Raw genomic sequence first — 23,045 nt, 5'->3', positions numbered from 1 at the left:
ATTATTTTCATCCTTGTTTAGTTACAAATATTGTACTTGCATTTATGTGCTAGGATTGTAATTTCCTCCTTGATTATTTTTACTTATATAAATAAAGATATTGCTCCTAGCGAATAAATCATAATATTGATAATTGCCAATACATAAATAATTTAATGAACTATTTACACTCCTAAACATTTTTTGTTTCATTCGTCCTTACCAAAATACCAGCCAAAAATAAGAAACTTATAAGGATGTCATAACTTTTCTGCTAGAGGTATCATTTAAACAGTGAGATGATACTCAGGCTGCAAACTCCAACCTAAAGCATGGGTAATCTGTTCGGGTAAAGTTAATGGGTTAAATGGTTTAGCAATTGCTCCCACCACACCCAGATGGTGAAGTTGTTGCAATGTAAAGCAATCTGCTATCACGCTTAACAGAATAACGGGAATAGTTTTCAACAAATGGTTTTCATGGAGTCTGTGCAGAAACGAAGTCACGTCCATACCTGGCATTAAAACATCTAGCAGGATCAGATCAGGACGTACTATCTCTAGCTGTTTGAGTCCGGCTTGGGCTGAATTAGCAGTGACAACATTCCATCCCACCAAATCATTTAAACAAATTTGTACAAGTTCTCGAATAGTCGGTTCATCATCAATCAATAATATTGTCTTGATTACCATGATTAAAGAGCTTGAAAAAGCTGAAAGGAATTAATCAAACCAATTCTCAATTGTTCATAACCTACGGGTAGGCTCAGGCCTGCGTACCAAAGGCTACCGCTACGTAATTTGTAATTCAGAAAAACTGATTTCATCAGATTTTCCGGGTTTGTATCCATTATCAGATTTGAGAGAATTGGTATAAATTCAGCTTAAATCAAGAAAATAAGAAACTTATAAGAGGTAGTCATTAGTCATTAGTCATTAGTCATTAGTTTTTCTCCCCCATCTCCCCCCACTCCCTCATCCTGACAGGTGTAGGTTTTTTACTGGTGTTCCAAAAACCTTGGTTTGGGGTGTAAGGGTGTAGGGGTGTAGGGGTGTAGGGGTGGATGAAACAATGATTTTCTCGTTAGTTTTATAGTCGTTACTCACTGCTATATTAAAAACCTACACCTGTCAGACTCCCTCATCTCCCCTGCTCCCCTCACTCCCCACTAACTCCACCCAACCATCTGGGCTATTTGTTCGCAAATCAGTAGTGGGTTGAATGGTTTAGTGATAATTCCGGCTAGATCCAATTGTGCAAAGCGCTTGTAATCGTCTGGTAATACTTTGGCTGTGAGTAAAATAACGGGTATGTGCTGAGTCTTGGGGTTAGCTTTGATTTGCTCGTAGACTTGAAAGCCATCCATATCAGGCATTGAGACATCGAGGAGAATTACATCTACAAAATACTCTTGGACTTTCAAAAGCCCTTCTTGACCAGATTGAACGATAATCGCTTCCCATCCTCCCAAATCTTCTAAGCAGGTGCTGGCAAGCTCTCGGAGTGATTCTTCATCGTCAATTACAAGGATGCGTTTGCTCATAGGGGAGGGACTGGGGAGTGGGGGGAGATGGGGGAGTGGGGGGGAGATGAGGGAGATGAGGGAGATGAGGGAGCAGGGGAGCAGAGGAGCAGAGGAGCAACCCACCCCTAGCCCCTCCCAGGAGGGGAACGGAGCAGAGGAGCAGGGGAGAATAACAACTGACAACTGACAACTGACAACTGACAACCGACAACTGACAACTGACAACTGTCACCTGTCCCCTGTCACCTGTTCTGGTGGTATTGGCAAAGTGAAATAGAATGTGCTGCCCAAGCCAAGGGTACTTTCTGCCCAAATACTACCATCATGTTGTTGAATAATATTTTGACAAATCGCCAAGCCTAGACCGGTTCCTCCTTTGGCACGCGCATCAGAAATGTCTACCTGCCCAAAACGTTCAAAGATTGTTTCTAATTTGTCGGCGGGAATACCTCTACCTTGGTCTTTGACGGCAAAAAGCACTGAGCCTGATTGAGGTTGAGCAGATAAGGTAATCACTGAGTTAGGGGGTGAGAACTTGATGGCGTTGCTCAATAAATTGGTGATGGTTTGGATAATTAAATCGGGGGAAGCCCATACGCGATCGCTAGTAGGCATAATAGTAATTGTGATGGCGGCTGTCACGGCGATTGATTGTACTCCCTCTACCGCTCGTTGAATTAAATCGGTGGCGTTGCAGACTTCCTTGACTAGCTGCACTCGCCCGGAAGATAAGCGTTCTAAGTCCAAAATATCATTAACCAAACGCACGAGGCGATCGCTATTTGTTAAAGCTTGCTGAATCATCCGTTTAGCTTTTTCTGGTCTGTTGTCATAGTTACCAGTATTCAACAGGGCTAAAAATCCTTGGATGGCTGTGAGTGGGGTACGCAGTTCATGGCTGACAATGGAAATGAACTCATTTTTTATCTGCTCAATAGCTTGCTGTTCGGTGATATCTTGGATCTGCAAGACATAGTACAAGGGTTGACTCTGAAAATCTCTCACCAGTGACAGGCTCATTAATCCCCAGGCGATGCGTCCGCCATTACACAAGTAACGCAACTGCACTTGTACTGGGCGATTTTCATTGCACAATACCTGTGTCATGCTCTTTTCCAACTGATGCACATCTTCTGGGTGAATGATCTCAAATGCTCTGAAACTAGATAATTCTAACCCAGAGTAGCCCAGCATTTCCCTCAGCATGGGATTGATTTGTAACCATTGCTGATTCAATCCTAATAGCGCCATCCCAATGGGAGCATCATAAAACGCATAGCGGAACCGCTCTTCACTCTCACGCAAGGCGGCTTCGGCTTGTTTCAGGTCAGTAATATCTAGTAACACTCCATACCAAGCAATTTCCCCATTGGGGCGGCGTTCTGGGCGGGAATTTGCCCGTACCCATTTAGTTTTGCCGGAGGGAGTGAGAATTCGCCATTCGTGAGCAAAGGGTTCTAAGGTTTTGAGACTTTGGGTAGTTAGTTGATTGTAGAGAGCGAGATCATCAGGATGCACTTGCCTATATGTGATGAGAGAATCTGCTAAAACCTGTTCGGGTTCTAATTCCTGAATTTCTCGCACGCCGGAACTGATATATTCATAACGCATTTCCCCTGTATCTGGGTAATAGGTGAGGATGTAAATTTGTGCAGGTGAAGCGGCGGCAATTTTTTGAAAGCGGGCTTCACTTTGTCGCAGAGCGGCTTCAATGGCTTTGCGATCGCTAATATCCATCATCACCCCATGCCATACCAGTACGCCATTCTCCCGGTATTCTGGTCGAGAATTTGCTTGCACCCACTTGATTTTGCCACTAGGGGTAATGATCCGCCACTCATGCTGAAATGGCTGCATATTTTCCATAGCTTGCATCACTGCTTGCTGATGTCCTGCGCGGTCTTCAGGATGAAAACAGTCAAATGCAACCATTGGATTTTTGATTGCTTCAGCCAAGGGAATTTCCTGTATTTCCTCAAAGGCTTGGCTGAGATATTCAAACCGCACAGGTCTACCTGGATATTCTTCAATTGTGTAGATAATTGCGGGGGAAGCAGCGCCTAACTCGCGGAAGCGAATTTCGCTTTGACGCAAAGCCTGTTCAATTTCTTTGCGATCGCTAATATCTAAATTTGTTCCCAGTAATTGAATTACTTCCCCTTGTTCGTCAATGTCTGCTTCTCCCCTGGCTTCAATATATCGAGTTGACCCATGAGGTTGGATGACTCGCACCTCAATTCTATACGGGATTTGCGTGGCGATCGTTTGCTCAAGGCTTTTGTTCACCAATTCTCGGTCGTCGGGATGAATTAGCTGCATAAATTCAGATATGGAGGGTTCTGGCAAAGATATATCCCAACCAAAGATTTGAAAACTTTCCTCAGACCATGTAATTTTCTGGGTTTTGATATCTAGTTTCCAACTACCCACATGGGCGACCTGCTGGGCGCGACGCAGATCCGCTTCACTTTGTCGCAAAGCTGCCTCGGCTCGTTTGCGTTCTGTTATATCTGTTACCCGTACTAAATAGATGACTTGGTGAGCGATCGCCACTTCCTTGGCGGCGAGGTTGCCCCAAAACAAATTCCCCTTGCGGGTAAAGTATTGAATTTCGGCACTCCAAAAACCTTTCTCCTGTATTTGGCTGCCGATTTCTCCTAGTTCTTCTGAGGTGAATGGACGTACTTGTAGAGTGTGACCTAAAATACCAATTAGTTCCGCTTTACTTGCCGCTTCAAATAGTTGCACTGCTCGCTGATTACAGTCTATGATTAACAGTGTGTCTACATCGACCAAAAATAGAGCATCGGCAGATTCGTTATAAATGCTTTCGCGCAAGTCTTTTTGCCGCCGCAATTCTAATTCTGCCAGTTTGCGATTGCTAATATTTTTAGTAACAGTAATTATATGAGGTTGTCCTTGTAGCTCAATGATATCTGCGGAAATAAGCACTGTGAGAACCTCACCTGTTTTGTCCCGGAGTGTAAATTCTTGGTTACGAACTGTTTTACCTGAGAGTAAATCTTGGATGTAACATTGTTTCTCGTCTATATTGAACCAATAGTTCAGTTTTGTGACTGTGCTACCAATAACTTCTTCCCTAGAACAACCATATAAATCAATAAAGGCTTCATTGACATCTATACATTGCCCGTTAAGGGTGAAAATCCCCATCGCTTCTGGACAGGTACGGAATACTTTAGTAAAGCGTTCTTCCGACTGTTCCAGGGCAATTTTGACGGACTCATAAGACTGTTTTAGCTGCTGAGACATCCAATTTAAAGACTGTTCCAGAACTTGGAACTCAGCAATTAGGCTATCTTGTTTAATGGGTTGATTCCACTCTCCATCTGCCAACGCCATGCTAGTTTGACCTAATTTTTGCATAGGTCGGACAATAAGTTCCGTCACTAATAATCCTAAAGCGATCGCTCCCACTAAAGCCGCAAAACTAAAAATTAAAGTAAAGCGTGTATTGGCAACAATTTCTGCGGTAAAATCTGTTTCTGGTACAACTGTCACAATTAACCAGTCAAGTCCCAATTGATCGCGGTAAGGGATGACGAGTAAGAATTGCTTTTTGCCCTCTATCTCAAAGTTAAGTTTCTGTGTAGACTGAATTTGATTTAAGTTCCCACGGGAAAGCAGATATTCACCTGCTGAACGAATTAGCGGTTGCTGGCTTTCCCTCACCATCAGGCGCTGGTTCAGTGTCCCATGAGCATCTGCTAAAAAGGGCGGTTCAGGGGTGGAAGCAGCCACCATTAATCCTGAACGTTCCATAATAAAAACTTGTCCGTGAGTGCCTACCCGCAATTTCTTGAGAAACTTACTAATGGTCAGCAGGTCTATATCGCTGGCAAAAACCCCCAGAAGTTGTCGTCTTTGATTATAAATAGGGTAGGTGGCGGCAATTCCTAAACCTCTGGAAGCCGGCACATATGGATAAATTGGTGTCCAGGTTGGTTTAAGAGTGGAGATTGCCTTTTGATAGAAAGGTCTTTGAGTTCCATCATAATTTTGTTGACGAACTAATAACTGTTGCCGTTTCCTTTGACCATCTACGCTATATACATACAGTTCCCCTTTGACAAAATTCTTGGTGAAGGAAACCGTCAGACCCCGTTCATCGTTGCCGGCTCCCACAAGTCCGCCTTGGGGGTTGATAAAATGGATGCGCTTGGAACCAAATTCTTGAATTTGACCAAAAAAATAAGGTTCTAAACTTTGGGGATTAGTGATATCTATTTGATTAAGTTTGCTGGCTTGAACATTGAGACGATTGATTAAATGTGGAGTCTTTAAATAATTACTCAAATATAAATGAATGCGATCGCTCATCTCGCTCATCAACTGATATGCCAAACTATTCACTGAACGCTGGGAATTTTGCCATGATTCATAGCTGACTAAAGCAGTTGTTCCCCCAATTAACAACACAAAGGGAACAGTCAGGACAAGCCTTAAAGAAATCTTTAGTTTTTTGTTGTTAGCTTGCCTTCTCCCAATCATATTGGAGAGCCACACCTGCCCATCCTCCGTTTCTAGATTTTGAGTTGTAAACGAGAACGATTAATGCGGCTGATCACGCGAGTTATTAACTCCGGCTCAACTACAGGCTTGCCAATAAAATCATCGGCTCCTGCTGCAAACACCTGTTGAATGAATTTTATCTCTGTATGGGCAGTAACTACCAAAATCGGTAAATTTCCCCAATATGGGTCTTGTCTGACTACGCGGCACAAATCGATACCACTATATGTAGGCATTTCTAAATCAATCATTAACAGGTCAGGAGTTGTGCTAACTAGTGTCTCCCAAAATTTTTGGGGATTTTGTAAGGTCTTCACCGTCATTCCCCAAGGTTGCAGCATATTACTCAACATATCCAGCATCACGGGATCATCGTCTATAATCATCACCTTTGCTTGACTAGTTTGGGATTGAGGTATGAGTTGAGTAATTGCGCCAAATACTTCAGTAGTAGTCGGCTTACTCAAAAATGCCTGGACTCCTAAACGAGCAACAGCTACTCGCTGTGTGAGGTTGTCTTGGTCTGCTACGACTATAATTGGCGTATTGGGAAACTTTTGTTTCAGATTGTCCAGCAATTTTAAACTTTTTTGGCTCAATTTGCTGCCATTGAGGTTGAGTAAAATCACTTGCGGAGACTGAGAAACGCTTTCCCAATTGGCGGCTACTTCCAGCCGCACTCCCCAACTTGCAGCTTGGCTTTTCAGTTGGTTAGTCAAAGGTTCATCATTGATAGCTAATACCAAGGGAAGTTGGGTTGACTCAAATTTGTCCCCAGTTAAAAGTGTGGGAGGTTGGCTGATCGCTTCTCGGAGTTGACCCACTAGTAGCGACAGTTGCACAGCATTCTGTGAGGTTAAGTTTTTCTCGCCGATGAGTAAATGTTCAATTGCTTGAGCTAACTTTGAACCTGTTTCGTAACCAAATGAGCCTAGCGTCCCCGCTAGTTTGTGTGCTTCGGAACTTGCTTGCTGCTGTAATTCGGGTGGTAATTGTCCTGTCTGCAAGGCTAGTTCGGCTTGTTCTAGCAAAGTTAGCCGCCCTGCAAAGGTATTTTGATAGCGTTCTATAGTTTTATTGATAGCAGCGATGGTCTTTGAGCGATCGCAGGTCAGCGCTTTTTCACGTTTGCAGAGAGTTTTTTCCCTATCCAGCCGTTGGGGTGGACTTTTTAGCCGATACCCCAAGCCATAAACCGTTTCTAATAATTCAGCAGACATTCCCGCAGTCTTCAACTTGTGGCGCAAGTCTTTAATTAAATTAGTCACCGCTCCTTCACTTGGTGTAGCATCAAGTGACCACAAGCGATCTATAATATCACTCCGGCTAAAAACACGTTGTGGATTACGCAAAAATAGCCCTAGCAAGCTATACTCTTTCGGACTTAAAGATATCCGTTGTCCATCATAGGTCACTTCTGCCGACAGGGTATTGACGCAGAGATTTCCCCAACTCAACAAGCTAGGTGTAAGTTGGCTTGTACCTCGGCGTAGCAATGCCCGTATCCTTGCTAGTAACTCGGAAATATCATAGGGTTTGGTAACATAGTCATCTGCACCTGCATCTAATCCTTTGACTACATCAGTACTCTGATCCTTGGCAGTTAGTAAAAGAATCGGCTGTTGAATCCCCTGGGCGCGGAGTTGTCGGCAAAGGTTAATTCCATCAAGCTTGGGAATCAGTAGATCCAACAATATCAGGTCAAAGTTTGATAAAGTTGCTAACGTTAGCCCATTTTGACCATCTGTTGCCAGTTCAACTGTATAATGCTCCGCCGTGAGAACCTCACTTAGTATGGTCGCAGATGCTACATCGTCCTCTACCAGCAAAATTTTCACAACTTATACTATTTACTAACCAACTATCAACATGATTAAGCATAGCTATTAATGTCTAATATTAAAACATCTAAGCTACACAGAAACAATGGGGTGTAATTTTTTGACCATAACCTTTTAGGATTTACATTTTATTATACAGCAAATTGCTTGATCAATCAAGTCCAAACTGTATAAAAACTGTTCTTTCGAGAACAATATTTGCATGAAAGTAGCTCATACTAAGTTGCACTCACAGATAACATCTCATATGGGACTCGTATTTAATTCTTGAGATATACGTAGGTAAGGCTATGCCTTTACCCAAATTCTCACCGTATACACATAGAGATACGCAAGCTTGCATTGCATGAAATTCTAGACAAAAATTAGATAAAAACTGAGCAAAAAGCGTCAATATACAGTAACAAAAATCACAGTATTATCTACAAAGACCAAAAGTTTTAGTTAAAAACATAACACATCAATTGCTTCAGGAATAAGATAGCAAATATGAACAAGAAATGGACAGTTAAGCGAATCACTATCAACCTCACATCAGATGAAGCCAACAGGCTGGAAAAGTATTGTCAGCAGACAGGCAGACCAACAACGGATGTGATTCGAGAGCTAATCCGCAGATTAGCACATAACCCATCCTCTGAAAAATTAAACTAGACTCCAAGTCATATCCTTTGAAAAACTTACCAGCTAGCATGAGATGTTAATTGATAACAGGAGAAAACAACTAGCTATTAGCTATTATTAATTACCGCTTAAACCAACCATATTATTAATAGGATTTACGCATGAAAACCAAAAATTAAGGATTTTTGTAGGGTATAGGTTCTTAAATATCCGCAATCCCCTATACCCTTACACCCAATCTCAACACATAATTTGGTGCGTAAGTCCTGATTAAGTAATTAGCCGACTTGTTGAAAAGTTGTGATCAGGAGTTATAGTGATGGTAAAACCCAATCAGAATGACAAAAATAAATTTCTTTACCCTCGAAGTCGCTACTACGGTCAAGTTAAACCAGAAACCTTAGTTTTTAATGCTAACTTACAAGAATTTTCTCAAAAAGTCAGCTATATCACAGGTTTGCAAACCAATGGTAAGCTTGAATCAGATGAAGCTTACGAGCAGATTAAAATACTTTGGAAACAGTTGAAACGCAGTAAAAAAGAACTCTTAATTGATAATCAGCCACCAGCAGCCTCATGAAGTATAGCAGAGGATAAGAACCAGGCTGAGAGGATGTCTAAAAAGTATTATATTTTTGGTCTTTTAAGTAGCTCAACATAAAAAATCTCAAATGTAGGGCGTGTTATGCCTTAGCCTCACACCACCAATGATATCAAGATGGTGCTGGCGCTATGCGACAACACACCCTACTTCCATTTCTGACTTTTCACGGGATCTGGAAGACCTCTCTCCAAACCTCTCTCCTTGTAGGCTATCCATTACCCGGATCTATCTCAACATTTGTGAGAGTGTTCACTCACGTTTTTTCTAACCCTGATTTGTTCGTTGTTGATTCTCAATGTAGAGACGTTACATGTAACGTCTCTACAGCAGTTGGGGTAGGGTGCGTCAGATGTGGAAAATCCTTGAATGTGTACGACATTATTGGGGCTGACGCACCCTACATTTAGTTTGATTATGACACCTGCCTAAGTTCTAGTATACTTAAGACAGCTAATTGCTTGCTACTTACTCTTCAGTAATTTTGCTTGATATGCTTTAAAAGCCAGCTTGAGAAGCGATTGAAGATAATCTGCATCGCCTTAATTTACATCCTGCTAAATTCTTTTGAGCCAAAATTTTTTAAGTTTTCATATTTAGAATGCCCAATTGTGTTGCGAATTTAAGAATAAATCTCAATAAAGCATTATCCAGAACTAGTAAGTAGCCTTTGTTTCCGTAATCCTCCTGAAGGAATATTGACAAAATAGAATGATAATTATGTCTAGTGCAGCAGTAGTTATTGTACTTTTACGAGATTAAACATGAGCTTTGAAAAAATTTGCGTATGAGCTTAATTGTCAGTCAAGCTATAGGTTTGATAACTTTAAAATGCTTGATTTTTTAGCTATATCTATTAACAATTCAAAATTCACGCATTCGCGCATTAAAGACATTTTGCCTACGGCACGCTACGCGAACAGTCGGGGTTTAAATCCCCGACTGAAAATGATGCTAGGTATAGACGTAGGGGGTCTTAAACCCTTTTATTTACGATAAAAAATAGACCGTTAATAAATAAAAGTATATCTGTTAAAATTAACTTCTATTTTGAGTTAACGAAAGCCATTTTTTGAAATAAATGTAATTAGAAATGCTTTGACCTAATTTTATTCTCTAATTAAAAGTTACTAGTTGTAAACTAGGTTATTTTATTTGGTGACAGATAAAACATCAAATTCAATGAAAATGTTCAAGGTGATGAGCTATGAATCAAAAAAGTTGTATTCACAAAACTTGCGCTTGTCTTGAGGTGATGCAGTACAAGACTGAGGAAGTAGGCAGGCTCTTCCTCTGGTTTCCAATTCCTCATACTTTAAAAAAAGCTACCTCATACCTAAACAAGAGTGCTGTTGAATATGAGTTAATGCAAGAACGTTCTGGTCTAAGTTTGAATTGTCAACATGGACAGGCTCAGAAACTTGCTAGAAATATAGCTCAATTCATGGCACCAAGAGAGTTAAAAGAAACGCAAGTCCTTTTTATCCGAGGCGAGATTCAACCGCGAATTCAGGATTTTAGCGACATGGTTTCATTGCAACGCTTTATTAAGTTCGGTCAGTCGGACTGGCTAGTAGAAATGTTAGTTCAAGAAAGATTCACAAGTTACTTTCAACCGATTGTTTCAATTGAAGATACCTCGAAAATTTATGGTTATGAATCTCTTTTGCGGGGATTTGATTGTCAAGGTAATTTGATTCCATTAGAATTAATTTTTGAGTTAGCCACAGAAGCAGGTCTTCTGCCTCAACTCGATCAAATGGCGCGTCTCAACGGTATCAATCAATTTAGTCATCATCAATTGCATGGGCATATCTTTATTAATTTTGCACCGACGGCAGTTTATGACCCAGCTTTTTGCCTTCATCATACAGTAGAAGCAATTGATGCTGCTGGTATTGCTCATGAACGGGTGGTTTTTGAAGTTGTAGAGTCCGACAATCTTGATGATTTAGAACATCTCAAGACATTGCTACAATGCTACCGATCGCAAGGATTTTTAATCGCTCTTGATGACCTTGGCTCTGGTTATTCCAGCTTAAATTTACTACATGAGTTATGTCCAGACTTTATCAAGCTAGACATAGGGTTAATTCGCAATGTACATAAAAACCAGTACAAAGCAGCAATTACTGCCAAGCTTCTGGAAATTGCTCAAAATCTCAATATCCAAACTGTTGCAGAAGGAATTGAATGTATTGAGGAGCTTAATTGGCTGAGACAACATGGTGCAACTCTTGCTCAAGGATATTTGATTGCCAAACCTAATGCAGTGCCTGTAACTACAACGCCGCAGTTGCAGACGCACAAGTCAACTGCAATATTGGCATCTTCTCTATGCCTTGAGGGTTCTGTTGGGTATCAAAATCAATGTGAAAGAATTGTCGCGGCTGTGACTGGCCGAATTCGCCAGTCGTTAAACCTCAACGAGATTTTACAAACTACTGCCGATGAAGTGCGTCAACTGTTTGAAGTAGACAGAGTATTAATCTATCAGTTTGAGCCAGACTGGAGTGGTTTTGTGGCGGTGGAATCTTTGGCATCAGGGTGTATGTCTATTTTAGGATTTCATATTGTTGATACTTGTTTTCAAACTACTCATGCTAGTTATTACAAGGAAGGCAATACGAGAGCGATTGAAGATATAGAAAATGCTGGATTAGCATCTTGTCATCTCGATCTGTTGCAAAGTTTGCAAGTCCGAGCTAACCTTGTTGTCCCTATCTTGCAAAAAGAACGTTTATGGGGATTACTCATCGCTCACCAATGCTCTGACACCAGGCTTTGGCGACAATCAGAAATTAACTTGTTTAACCAGCTTGCTACTCAAGCTGCCATTGCCATTCAACAGTCAGAACTTTACCAGCAATTACAACAAGCAAATCAGGAATTACAGCGCCTTGCTTGTTCGGATGGTTTGACTCAAGTAGCAAACAGACGCTGCTTTGATGACACTCTCAAGGCTCAATGGCAACGCTCACGAAAACAGCAAGCCCCTCTTTCCCTAATTTTATGTGACGTTGATTACTTTAAGCTTTACAATGATAGTCTTGGGCATCTTGCTGGAGATGATGCTTTAAGACAAGTGGCTCAGGCAATCTCCCATGCTGTTAAGAGCGCTGGTAATTTAGTTGCTCGATACGGTGGGGAAGAGTTTGCTGTGCTTTTGCCGGATACTGAGATTGAACAAGCTATGGCGATCGCTACACAAATTCAACGCCATGTTAGTGCTTTACAGCTACTTCATCCCAAATCTGTGTGCAGTGAATTTATCACTCTCAGCCTTGGTTTAACATCTATTATTCCTCATGAGCCGCTATCTGATACTGCATTAATTGCGGCTGCCGATCAAGGGCTTTACCAAGCAAAAGCCAAGGGAAGAAATTGTGTAGTGTTTATAAACTTCATATAAGGTACTTCAAGTAAATGGCGCTGCGTATCATGGTTTTTGTCGGCATTACCCACCCTACTGTCCCTAATTCCCTGTCTCCTGCTATGTATTTATGACAGTACGGTTTGGTAAATTATTGTCCGGAAAGACTCTCATAGGTAGCGATTAATAAATTAGTCAACACCGTAATTTACTTACTTTATTATGTGTAGAAAAGTATGTAGATGATTTATTAATTTTTTAAAATTTCGGTTAACAAGCATTTTTAATTGCTGAATTTAGATAGTTTTTTATGATTAAAAGGTGCTTTTTATGAAATAAATATATAGGTGATGTTCGCCCTTGAGACAGTATTAAGATTCAAATTAAAATCTGGTAATAATTTAAAGATTTGATAAATACTCACGGAAACGCTGAAAAAACTTAGTTAGTAAAGTTACAATACGGGTTGGATTATTCAAGGCAAAAATTACACTAGAGGAAAATGTTTTATATACGGAAAATCTTCATCACCAATTATGTGAACCCTATGTTAATAGAATGATATCCGCTCAATAATGCCGAGACACATATGTGTTCTGACTAGAGGGACTTAATAAAAATAAGAATGAATGATAAGTATTTTAATATTAGATTGCATCTAGCTATAAGGAAAATAAATAACCTATTTAACTAAATACGCAAATATAGCAGCTAAGTTCTGGCTCACTTTACAAAAAGCAATAAATCATGCACATTCTTATCTACTCTTATAACTATTATCCAGAGCCAATCGGCATTGCACCTTTAATGACTGAACTGGCGGAGGGTTTAGCACAAAGAGGGCATCAGGTGCGAGTGATTACAGGAATGCCTAACTATCCCCAACGGGAAATTTACGAAGAATATAAAGGTAAGTGGTACGTTACAGAACAAAAGAATGGCGTAACAATCCAGCGCAGTTACCTCAGAATTAAATCTAAACCCAACCTCATAGATAGATTATTACTAGAGTTAAGTTTTATTTTCACCAGCTTGCCCCAAGCCTTTAACGGCAAAAAACCAGACTTGATTTTATTAACAGTACCTCCACTTTTGGTTTCACTACCAGCAACCCTACTTGGTCGGCTTTATAATTGTCCTGTGGTGTTAAATGTACAAGATATCTTACCGGAAGCAGCCGTGCGCGTCGGACTAATGACCAATAAATTAATGATTCGCTTTTGCGAAATTATAGAAAAGTTTGCTTACAAAAATGCTACTAAAATTAGTGTCATAGCTGATGGCTTCCGGGAGAATTTAATAAATAAAGGGGTAAGCGCCAAAAAAATTATTTGTATTCCCAATTGGGTAAATGTGAATTTTATTCGTCCCTTAGCTAAGAAAAATTTCTGGAGGACAGTCCATCAACTAGATAATAAATTCGTAGTGATGTACTCTGGGAATATTGCCCTCACACAAGGTTTAGAGACTGTCATCGCGGCCGCTACCTACTTGCGCCACATTCCAGATATTAGCTTTGTGATTATTGGTGAATCAACAGCTTTATCTAGATTGCAGAAATATTGTCTGTCTTGTGGGGCTGATAATGTTTTACTCTTACCATTGCAGCCAAGGGAACAATTACCGCAGATGTTGGCGACGGCTGATGTTAGCTTAATTGTGCAGAAAAGTAATGTGATTGCTTTTAATATGCCTTCCAAGATACCCTTAGCATTAGCTTCAGGTCGTCCGATTGTGGGTTCAGTACCTGCGACTGGTACAGCAGCCAAGGTAATTAAAGAAAGTGGTGGCGGTATCATTGTCGAGCCAGAATCACCGGAAGCATTAGCCGCAGCAGTATTAGAGATATATAATAATCCGACCTTTGCAACTAAGTTAGGCAATCAAGGTAGAAAATTTGCTGAAGAATATTTCTCCTTTGAGCAAGCAATTGAGCAATATGAGGATTTATTTTTTGAGTTATTAGGTAAGAAGAGAGTCAAGCTTCCATCTGTGGGACAATTGAGTCCGCAAAAATCTGTTAAGATTTAACTTTGACATCTCAGGTTAGGGAATAGTCAAAATGCAGTTTGCGCCTCTGTTCCCGATTATTTATCGGATTCTCCAGCCGGCTTTTCCTGGCTGTCTTTGGAGTGGCGATCGCAATACAAAAGTGATCGCTCTCACATTTGATGATGGTCCCCATCCCCAATACACCCCCGAATTATTAGCAGTCTTAGATCACTACAATATCACTGCTAGCTTTTTTTGGTTGGGTGCTTGTGTCAATCGCCACCCCAGTATTGCACAAGCAATATGCGATCGGGGTCACTGGATAGGCTTGCACGGTTACGATCATCGGTCTTTCCCCATACTATCGCCCACCGAACTCAAAGATAGTTTAGAAAAAACCCAAGTTGCCATCTACAATGCTTGTAACCTCCCACCGGCAAAAGTACGTGATGTCAGACCCCCCAACGGCTTGTTTACACCCAAAACCTTAAACCTATTCCAACAGTGGAAATATCGTCCAGTCATGTGGACTGTGGTTCCAGAAGATTGGGTAAGACCTGGAGTCAGCCAAGTAGTACAGCGAGTTCTCCAGCAAGTGCAGAACGGCTCACTCATTGTGCTACATGACGGTGCTTGTGGTGGACAAGATGTTGCTGCATCAGTTCAAATATTAATCCCGCAATTATTACAACAAGGCTACCAATTCATTACTGTTGATGCTTTATGGCAACAGTTAGAGGTTATTGATAAAGTAAAAATAAAGTAGGTAAGGCAAACAGATTTGGCTTCTACCGCGTGATTACCCTTGTGTTACAGCTTCCACCTGATGCACCATCATATAAGAAAGTGCGTTAGACGCTTAGATTATGTTTTTCGCGATCAACCATCTCGAAATATGCGCCTAACACACCCTACGGTAATTTTATTTTTACTTTATAAATATCCTTTAAGTCATTGGTCAGAGATGGCAACTTTAAGTTTAAACGCTAGAAACTGATTTCAGGTGACTTTGGCTGTTGAGAAAATCCACCCTCTGAACGACTAGCTGAAGTCGCTTCTTCAGTGCCTAACATATGATGAACGTCACTTAAAGAATTTGGTTTATTTACAAATTCTTCGGTTAATTCATCTTTGTACTCAATTAGGTCTTCTACTTGACAATTCAAGGCTTTACAAAACCTAATAATTCTTTCGATATGGTCTGTTCCAGTCCGACCACTTTCCCAGTTTTGAATAGTGCTTTCAGTTACACCAACAAGACGGGACAGTTCTAACTGAGTTAACCCTGCTTTTTCCCGCAATAATGCGATTCTCGGTTTTGGCTTTTGTTTCACAGCTACAGCACTTTAAACTTACCTATAGTGCTAGATCCTAGCACCAAAGAAAACCTGTACAATCAAATTACCAAAAAATTAGGCTCTTTTGTTTACCAAAAAACCACATTCATTAAAATATCTTAATTAAATTATAAACTTTATCTTAATTTAAAAAATTAAATAACATTCATAAGCTAGTATCTATGGTCTTTGACACTCCCCGAAATAGAATTTCGGGGATTCTTGGTTCACTGAGCCAACTTATCTAAACCTGTGACCAGATTCAAACAGAGGTCGTTCTCTCCCCAAGCGTTAGTTCCGACGTGTCCCGTCGTACTTAATCCCGACGCTAAAATATTTAGTGCAGCGTTTTCATCTCGGTCTAAAACAGTTCCACAATGGGGACATTCATGGGTTCTGGTTGACAAAGTTTTGACAACAATTTCCCCACAATTAGAACAGTTTTGACTCGTCCAGTGTGGTGGTACAGCAATGGTTATTTTGCTGTAAACTTTACCAAAATATTCAAGCCAACACCGAAACTGATACCAAGACGCATCACTAATACTTTTGGCTAACTTGTGATTCTTAACCATATTCCGCACTTGCAAGTCTTCATAGACAACCAAGTCGTTAGACTGGATTACGCACTTTGCTAACTTCACAGCAAAGTCTTTACGCTGTCTACTAACTTTCAAGTGTTTTCTTGCTAGTTTGTTTCTAGCTTTTTTATAGTTATTGGATTGAGGTTTAGCTTTTCTAAACTTCTTGGAAACCCGTCTTTGTAGACGTTTTAATGTCTTATCGGATTTCCTCAAGAATCTAGGATTTTCTACCTTTTCTCCGTTTGAATCAGTGTAGAAGTGGTTTAATCCAACATCTAAACCAATAACTTTTTTGCTTGGTTCTACCTTAATTTCTCGGTCAACGGCAATGCAAAATTGAGCGTAGTAACCATCTGCACTTTTTACCAATCGGACACGTTTAATATCCTTGATTTGATAAAAATGTAGGTCGTAAGTCCCAACTAACTTTAGTCTCCCGATCTCGAAACCATCAGTCATGGTGAGATATTTTCTATCATCTGACAACTTCCATCCCGTAGTTTTGTACTCTACAGAATGTCCGCGTTTTTTGAAATTTGGGAAACCTTTCTTACCTGGAATTTTCTTCTTGCAGTTGCTATAAAACCGAGAAATTGCAGCCCAAGCTCTATCTGAGGCGGCTTGTCTTGCCATTGAGTTGAGCTTATTTGCCCACTCAAAGTTGGCAGATAGCTCTTTGCAGTATGAGCTTAAATCATACTTGCCAACTTTTGGGTTGTCCATCCAGTAGCGAATACAAGAGTTACGGACAAACAAAGCAGTCCTGATTGCTTCATCAATCAGACTGAACTGCTGCTGTTTGCCCTTTAACTTGAACTCGTATACTAGCAATTGACAACCTCTTACGCTGCAATATCAGCATAACATAGGAGGGATTTAACGAAACACCACGACCGAATAAATTCGGTGAGGCAGTGCGAACAATCGCGCTTTGCGTCGGAAAGCAACTGCCGAACCCAAAGGGTCATTCGCGCTCTACCCCCACTTAAAAGACGTATGAGGGACAAAACTTATTGGTTTTGTCCCTCATACTTGGGGGCTTTACGCATCACGACTCGTAACTGACTCTCTAAATCGATACGTAACCATAACTCATTAAACGACCAGACACAAAATTGATAACTAGATGCAATAAAACTTTCAGGGTGATTAGTGACGATCGCATCTAGTTGATAATGACTAAGGCAAGCCAACTCTATAGCTGATTCAAAATCCTTGAGGGATAAATGACGTGATTTCTGCACTAAACCTTGGTCAACAGTACAAATTTGTATTTGTTCTTGTAACCACTCAGCTACAATCTCAGAAATATAGCTGTTTCTTAAACAGGAGGTATAAGCAGAAATTTTTTGCAAACCAACATCCGTTAAGTATAAACGAATCCAATGATGTGAATTTTCTAATAGTGCTTTGATATCCTCAGCAAATTCGGTGCGATTCATCACAGCATCTAACATTAAGTCAGCATCAAATAATATTTTGTACATTTTTTCCTCACATATAAGGTCAGTATTAAATATCAAAAATTAGTAGAGTCGATTGTTTGACTATTACTGCTTAAGTTTTGTCAATCAGGTTGTTTTGCTATTACTCATCAAAACAACAGCTAATTACTGAAGTTAGCACATTCCTATATACAACCCGTAACAAACTAATTTCGGTAATAAGTTCAACAATTTAATTTATTATTCAACAAATTTCTACAACACATCCATTATCATTAGCGGCGCACAGCTATTTATGCCTAACCAGGTATCTATCGCCTTTTTTTCAAATTACTATTAGAATGCTGTGGAATGCTTACGGCTTTTTAGGAAGTAAGCTCTTCCAGATTTAACTGACATAAACAGGTCGGGGATATTGTCCAGGCTATAAAAGTTTAATCTAATTTCAATATACAAATTATATCCAGTTCGCTGAAATACTTATCATATCTTAGGGGCTGGTAATGGGTAATTAGCCGAACTTGATATTAGATGTTTTTCACTTGATTAAGAGAACAGCAAAAAACAACTATGCAAATTGACTGTTACTAGGTGCGTCATGACGATAAACTCTAACTATATAGTAGGGGACAGGTGATAGGTGACTCTTGACAGGGCTGCAAGCCTTTGAAATTAAAAGTTTTAAAATTGTATGATGTCCTAACCTATGCTTCGACTGCTATACCAAAAAAATATTTATACTTCGCATCCTACATTTTGGATATTTTTTATCTGCAAGTCCCTAATTGCGAATTGGGACTTGCTATAACAAGCGCAGCACAACAAAAAACCGGGAAACTCAGTCTTCCCGGTTGATTTATATGAATATCAAAAATTTTGCAGAAGCAAATTATTGCCTCTATTAACTTTTTGACTAAAATTAAACCTTAGCAGCAGCTTTGGTAACAGCGTTGAGTTCACCCTTGGCATACTTAGCAGCAAAATCTTCGAGAGTAACTTGCTTAATTTTGCTTGCATTACCAGCAGTACCAAATTGCTGATAGCGTTCAGCACAAACCTTCTGCATATATTTGATGGAAGGCTTGAGGAAGTGACGGGGGTCGAATTCCTTGGGATTTTTTGCTAAAGCTTCGCGTACAGCTGCGGTGATAGCCAAACGGTTGTCGGTGTCGATGTTAACTTTACGCACACCGCTCTTGATACCTTTTTGGATTTCTTCTACAGGTACACCGTAGGTTTCAGGAATAGCACCACCGTACTCGTTAATCAAAGCGATTAAATCTTCGGGTACGGAAGATGAACCGTGCATTACCAAGTGGGTGTTAGGTAGACGGCGATGAATTTCTTCAATGCGGCTAATTGCCAAAATTTCCCCGGTTGGTTTGCGGGTAAACTTGTAAGCACCGTGGCTAGTACCGATAGCTACAGCCAAAGCATCTACTTGGGTTGCTTCTACGAAGCTAACTGCTTCATCTGGGTCAGTTAACAGTTGAGAATGGTCAAGAGTACCTTCAAAACCATGTCCATCTTCAGCTTCACCTGCGCCGGTTTCCAGAGAACCCAAGCAACCGAGTTCACCTTCTACGCTTACGCCCAAAGCATGAGCTACATTGACAACTTCGCGAGTAACATTAACGTTGTACTCAAAACTGGCAGGTGTCTTGGCATCAGCTTCCAAAGAACCATCCATCATTACGCTTGTGAAGTTGTTCTTGATAGCTGAGTAGCAGGTAGAAGGAGCATTACCATGATCTTGGTGCATGACAATGGGAATGTGAGGATAGGTTTCTACCGCAGCCAAAATCAAGTGGCGTAGGAAGTTTTCGCCTGCATAGTTACGAGCGCCACGGGAAGCTTGCAAAATGACGGGGCTATCTGTCTCTTCTGCCGCTTTCATGATTGCCTGAATTTGCTCCAGGTTGTTAACGTTAAAAGCTGGGATGCCGTAACCGTTTTCAGCTGCGTGATCCAACAGCAGCCGCATTGGTACAAGCGCCATAGATAGTCCTCCTAATGTGGTTGTCAGCTAGTCGGTGTGAGAGCAGCGTATTAATTACGCTAATTCTTAAGAGTTTTTTCAACTTATAGGAAATTATAACTAGTGTGGGGTGTTTATGTTGAAAAAGTTTACGCGATTAATAATCAAGATGCCTTATGCTTTATTTAAACTACTGTCAAGTATGCTACGTTACAGTGATAGGCTTTGGTAATCTGTGATCCCAGAAGGTATAGGATGGGCGATCGCTCCTCCCTCAAATCAGCCTTTATGCAGCATAGTGTTAGTATTATAAGTCTATAATCTGGAGCTTTAGCGGCTAAGTACGAGCTAATTTTCTTGTTTTTAAAATTACTTAATGTACGCAAAATCAAGAAAAATCTAGCTTTTCTACCTGCGGAGGGAGGTTTTGTATGTGTAGAAGTGGTTTCTAACCGCCCATTTCTGGAGATATACTCCCATTTATGAATGAAGTTGCGCCGCAATATAACGCCATTCTTGCAGCCATTGCTCCATTTCCCAATCATATTAGGAATTACGCAAGTGTCATTATCAAACTAACTGTAGGGTGCGTCAGCCCCAATAATTTCGTACACATTCAAAGATTTTCCACATCTGACGCACCCTACCCCTGGAACTACTTTATATATACTTGGCTCTTTCTCAAAGCATTCTTCTAAAAACACCTTAATACGTGATTTAGCGTAGCCAGGCGTAACCCGTCGCCAGCATCGCTCGTTTTTTATGCGACATCATAAAATCTAGGACTTACGCAACTGGCATATTTTTTCTGTAGGGTGTGTGACGCGGAGAAAATATTTGAACGTAGTTATGAGACTTGTAGCGTCACGCACCAACTACCAATTGTGACACTTGCGTAAGTCCTGAAATCGCCTTGCTCCCGCTCAACCCCAACGTGGAATGTAAAAATTTATTAAGAAGTATAAATACATACTAGGCTTTTTGATCTGTGATGCTATATTGAACGGAATTTTTGAATCTATATCAAAAAGTACTACTGTGTTTAATCAGGCTAGAAGAGTGAGTAGATGTCTTTACCTTTTTTACCTTCCAATGTCGCTTATTGGATCAAAGTACTTAGCAAGTTTGTCTCTGCTCAAATTCTAGTTCAAGCTTTGACTATAGCTAGTGGTATTTTCATAGTTCGTACTCTAGATCAGCAGCAATATGCTTATTACACCATTGCTAACTCAATGCTATCGACAATGAACATACTAGCTGATTCAGGTATTGGTACAAGCCTTGCCGCTATTGGAGGTAAAGTCTGGCAAGATCGCTATCGTTTTGGTCAGTTGATTAATACTGCAATGCGGTTACGCTACTTTCTCGCAGCAATTTCAATCTCTGTAGTCACACCAATTTTAATTTGGATGTTGATTCGCAATGGTGCTTCTATAATTTCTGCTATTTTTATTTCAATTATAGTTTTAATAGGGCTAAATTTTCAAATAACCAATGGTGTACTAATAGTAGTACCTCATCTTCATTCGCAAATTAGCCTGGTTCAGAATTTAGATATATTTTCAGCAATTTTAAAGATAGTTTTGCTAGGATTGGGTTACTTAACTTATTGGAATGCTACAATAGCAATTGCATTTGCATCTTTGATATCTGGATTACAGCGTTTTATTTTAGGACAATGGGTAAAGGAAAACATTGATACCAAAGCACCTATCAATGAAGAACAGCAAAAATATATATTGACGACAATTAAACATTCATTGCCTAACAGTATATTCTTCTGTGTTCAGGTGCAACTAAGCGTTTTTCTCATTAGCATATTTGGTACTACACAGAATGTGGCTGAACTAGGAGCTTTAGGACGAATAGGTGTTATTTTTACAATTATTAATTCGGTGATGACAGCAATTGTTTTACCAAGTTTTTCTCGTTGCCAATCAGTTGTAACTCTGCGGAGACGGTATTTTCAAATACTAGGATTTTTTCTATTATTTGCGACATTCATTATTCTAATAATATATATTTTTCCTGAACAAATTCTTTGGGTAATAGGTAAGAAGTATAGCTATCTAAAAAATGAATTATTTATGATAGCTGTTGTAACAGTTGTAAATTCCCTTCTTAGTATGATGACTTCGCTAAATCTTGCTAAAGGATGGGTTGAGTATGCCTGGGTTGATATTCCAATGAAGTTATTTTTACAGATATTTCTCTTGATGAATTTAGATATATCATCTATTAAAGGGGTGGTAATTTTTAGCTTATTATCTCAAATATCTTCATTTTTAGTCAGTTTAATGATTACATATCGGGGATTCAGTAACTATAATAAAATTTGACTTTAACGATTTACATAACAATAAATGAAAAATAAAAAAGCGATTGTAACTTTAATAATTGGTGATTACTATTCTCAGCGTTGGCACAAGCTCTGCGCTGCAAATTGGTACAAATATGCAGCTTTATATGATTATGATATTATTTGTATTGACCAACCGCTTGATGAATCTCAACTTGCTCGTTCACGGTCTGCTGCTTGGCAAAAATGCTTAATTTTGAGTGATCAAAGAGTTAGAGAATATGAGCGTGTAGTGTGGATAGATTCAGACATTTTTATTAACCCTAATTCGCCCTGCATAGTTTCTCATGTACCAGAGGATAAGGTCGGTGCTGTTAGTGCATTCGCTCAATTTAACGAATCCTTACCTGGAAAAGAGCAAATCTTAATTAACAGAATTATAGAATTTTGGAATTGGCCTTATCGTAATGCCAAAGAGTATTATTTAGGAGCTTTATTGCCTAATTTCTTCGATCAAGTTGTGCAAACTGGAGTTATGGTTTTATCTCCCCATAAACATAATTCTATACTGGAATATACTTATCACCACTATAACGATACTCCCCTTGGTAATTTTGAGATGGATGCCTTATCTTATGAATTACTTAAGGCTAATTGCGTTCATTGGTTAGATGACAGATTTAATAAGGTGTGGTTAACTTGTATGGTGAGGGATTACCCATTCTTACTACCACCAAAAAACACAGAAATTAAGCCTATTAGAGTCTGGAAACGTTTGACTAGAGGTCATTATCAATTACCAGTCAAGAAAGTTACTGTTCCTGCTTTGAATACAGCCTTTCTTAATAACTATTTTCTTCATTTTGCAGGTACGTCACAATATATGCCTTGGGTAGATACCAACATTAAATCATGGCAAGATATATCCTTATAG

At 39.9% G+C, this 23,045-nt stretch carries 15 protein-coding genes; 7 read left to right on the top strand and 8 right to left on the bottom strand.

Annotation, left to right across the window (positions count from 1 at the left end):
- Positions 1–266 precede the first annotated feature (266 nt).
- From H6G83_RS24220 to H6G83_RS24205, 4 genes are all read right to left on the bottom strand, one after another.
- Positions 267–671, bottom strand: a complete 405-nt coding sequence (locus H6G83_RS24220) for a response regulator (RefSeq protein WP_190476649.1) — start codon at positions 669–671, stop codon at positions 267–269.
- 476 nt (positions 672–1,147) lie between these two features.
- Entirely contained in the window at positions 1,148–1,522 is a 375-nt protein-coding gene (locus H6G83_RS24215) for a response regulator (protein ID WP_190476648.1), read from the bottom strand.
- A gap of 210 nt (positions 1,523–1,732) precedes the next feature.
- A complete protein-coding gene (locus H6G83_RS24210) occupies positions 1,733–6,031 on the bottom strand; it encodes a PAS domain S-box protein (RefSeq protein WP_190476645.1) in 4,299 nt (1,432 codons plus the stop codon).
- A 17-nt stretch (positions 6,032–6,048) separates the two neighbouring features.
- The gene (locus H6G83_RS24205) at positions 6,049–7,875 is read right to left on the bottom strand and encodes a response regulator (RefSeq protein ID WP_190476642.1); all 1,827 of its coding nucleotides are present in this window, start codon (positions 7,873–7,875) and stop codon (positions 6,049–6,051) included.
- 492 nt (positions 7,876–8,367) lie between these two features.
- Here H6G83_RS24205 and H6G83_RS24200 point away from each other — a divergent pair, with 492 nt between their 5' ends.
- The 5 genes from H6G83_RS24200 (at position 8,368) to H6G83_RS24180 (ending at position 15,234) form a co-directional block, all read left to right on the top strand.
- A complete protein-coding gene (locus H6G83_RS24200) occupies positions 8,368–8,532 on the top strand; it encodes a ribbon-helix-helix protein, CopG family (protein ID WP_190476640.1) in 165 nt (54 codons plus the stop codon).
- A gap of 289 nt (positions 8,533–8,821) precedes the next feature.
- The gene (locus tag H6G83_RS24195; RefSeq protein ID WP_190476638.1) at positions 8,822–9,082 is read left to right on the top strand and encodes a DUF7219 family protein; all 261 of its coding nucleotides are present in this window, start codon (positions 8,822–8,824) and stop codon (positions 9,080–9,082) included.
- A 1,228-nt stretch (positions 9,083–10,310) separates the two neighbouring features.
- Positions 10,311–12,515 carry an EAL domain-containing protein gene (locus H6G83_RS24190; RefSeq protein WP_190476636.1) on the top strand — a complete coding sequence of 735 codons (2,205 nt, stop codon included), beginning with the start codon at positions 10,311–10,313 and terminating at the stop codon, positions 12,513–12,515.
- A 708-nt stretch (positions 12,516–13,223) separates the two neighbouring features.
- A complete protein-coding gene (locus tag H6G83_RS24185) occupies positions 13,224–14,507 on the top strand; it encodes a glycosyltransferase family 4 protein (RefSeq protein ID WP_190476634.1) in 1,284 nt (427 codons plus the stop codon).
- Positions 14,508–14,538: 31 nt separating this feature from the next.
- Entirely contained in the window at positions 14,539–15,234 is a 696-nt protein-coding gene (locus H6G83_RS24180; protein ID WP_190476633.1) for a polysaccharide deacetylase family protein, read from the top strand.
- Between the two features lie 220 nt (positions 15,235–15,454).
- Here the strand turns inward: H6G83_RS24180 and H6G83_RS24175 are convergent, their stop codons facing one another.
- The 4 genes from H6G83_RS24175 to fba all read right to left on the bottom strand — a co-directional run bounded on the left by H6G83_RS24175 (position 15,455) and on the right by fba (position 19,833).
- Positions 15,455–15,802, bottom strand: coding sequence for a helix-turn-helix transcriptional regulator (locus H6G83_RS24175; RefSeq protein WP_190476631.1), 348 nt, complete (start codon positions 15,800–15,802; stop codon positions 15,455–15,457).
- Between the two features lie 230 nt (positions 15,803–16,032).
- On the bottom strand, positions 16,033–17,220 hold the full coding sequence (locus H6G83_RS24170) for an RNA-guided endonuclease InsQ/TnpB family protein (protein WP_190476628.1): 1,188 nt from the start codon (positions 17,218–17,220) through the stop codon (positions 16,033–16,035).
- 179 nt (positions 17,221–17,399) lie between these two features.
- On the bottom strand, positions 17,400–17,876 hold the full coding sequence (locus H6G83_RS24165; protein WP_190476626.1) for a hypothetical protein: 477 nt from the start codon (positions 17,874–17,876) through the stop codon (positions 17,400–17,402).
- Between the two features lie 877 nt (positions 17,877–18,753).
- Positions 18,754–19,833 carry a class II fructose-bisphosphate aldolase gene (gene fba, locus H6G83_RS24160; protein WP_190476624.1) on the bottom strand — a complete coding sequence of 360 codons (1,080 nt, stop codon included), beginning with the start codon at positions 19,831–19,833 and terminating at the stop codon, positions 18,754–18,756.
- A gap of 1,046 nt (positions 19,834–20,879) precedes the next feature.
- On the opposite strand from fba, the gene H6G83_RS24155 reads away from it, so the two are divergent.
- Complete coding sequence (locus H6G83_RS24155; RefSeq protein ID WP_190476622.1) at positions 20,880–22,151, top strand: lipopolysaccharide biosynthesis protein; 1,272 nt, start codon at positions 20,880–20,882, stop codon at positions 22,149–22,151.
- A 24-nt stretch (positions 22,152–22,175) separates the two neighbouring features.
- Positions 22,176–23,045 carry a hypothetical protein gene (locus H6G83_RS24150; RefSeq protein WP_190476620.1) on the top strand — a complete coding sequence of 290 codons (870 nt, stop codon included), beginning with the start codon at positions 22,176–22,178 and terminating at the stop codon, positions 23,043–23,045.

It is taken from the genome of Anabaena azotica FACHB-119 (assembly GCF_014697625.1).
GTDB lineage: Bacteria > Cyanobacteriota > Cyanobacteriia > Cyanobacteriales > Nostocaceae > Trichormus > Trichormus azoticus_A.
This window is presented reverse-complemented; position numbering and strand designations above follow the sequence as displayed.

What these genes read in the sequence shown, in the direction of transcription:
- H6G83_RS24220 (WP_190476649.1), bottom strand. Translation starts at nt 671, where the DNA reads ATGGTAATCAAGACAATATTATTGATTGATGATGAACCGACTATTCGA.
- H6G83_RS24215 (WP_190476648.1), bottom strand. Translation starts at nt 1,522, where the DNA reads ATGAGCAAACGCATCCTTGTAATTGACGATGAAGAATCACTCCGAGAG.
- H6G83_RS24200 (WP_190476640.1), top strand. Translation starts at nt 8,368, where the DNA reads ATGAACAAGAAATGGACAGTTAAGCGAATCACTATCAACCTCACATCA.
- H6G83_RS24195 (WP_190476638.1), top strand. Translation starts at nt 8,822, where the DNA reads ATGGTAAAACCCAATCAGAATGACAAAAATAAATTTCTTTACCCTCGA.
- H6G83_RS24190 (WP_190476636.1), top strand. Translation starts at nt 10,311, where the DNA reads ATGAATCAAAAAAGTTGTATTCACAAAACTTGCGCTTGTCTTGAGGTG.
- H6G83_RS24185 (WP_190476634.1), top strand. Translation starts at nt 13,224, where the DNA reads ATGCACATTCTTATCTACTCTTATAACTATTATCCAGAGCCAATCGGC.
- H6G83_RS24180 (WP_190476633.1), top strand. Translation starts at nt 14,539, where the DNA reads ATGCAGTTTGCGCCTCTGTTCCCGATTATTTATCGGATTCTCCAGCCG.
- H6G83_RS24165 (WP_190476626.1), bottom strand. Translation starts at nt 17,876, where the DNA reads ATGTACAAAATATTATTTGATGCTGACTTAATGTTAGATGCTGTGATG.
- fba (WP_190476624.1), bottom strand. Translation starts at nt 19,833, where the DNA reads ATGGCGCTTGTACCAATGCGGCTGCTGTTGGATCACGCAGCTGAAAAC.
- H6G83_RS24155 (WP_190476622.1), top strand. Translation starts at nt 20,880, where the DNA reads ATGTCTTTACCTTTTTTACCTTCCAATGTCGCTTATTGGATCAAAGTA.
- H6G83_RS24150 (WP_190476620.1), top strand. Translation starts at nt 22,176, where the DNA reads ATGAAAAATAAAAAAGCGATTGTAACTTTAATAATTGGTGATTACTAT.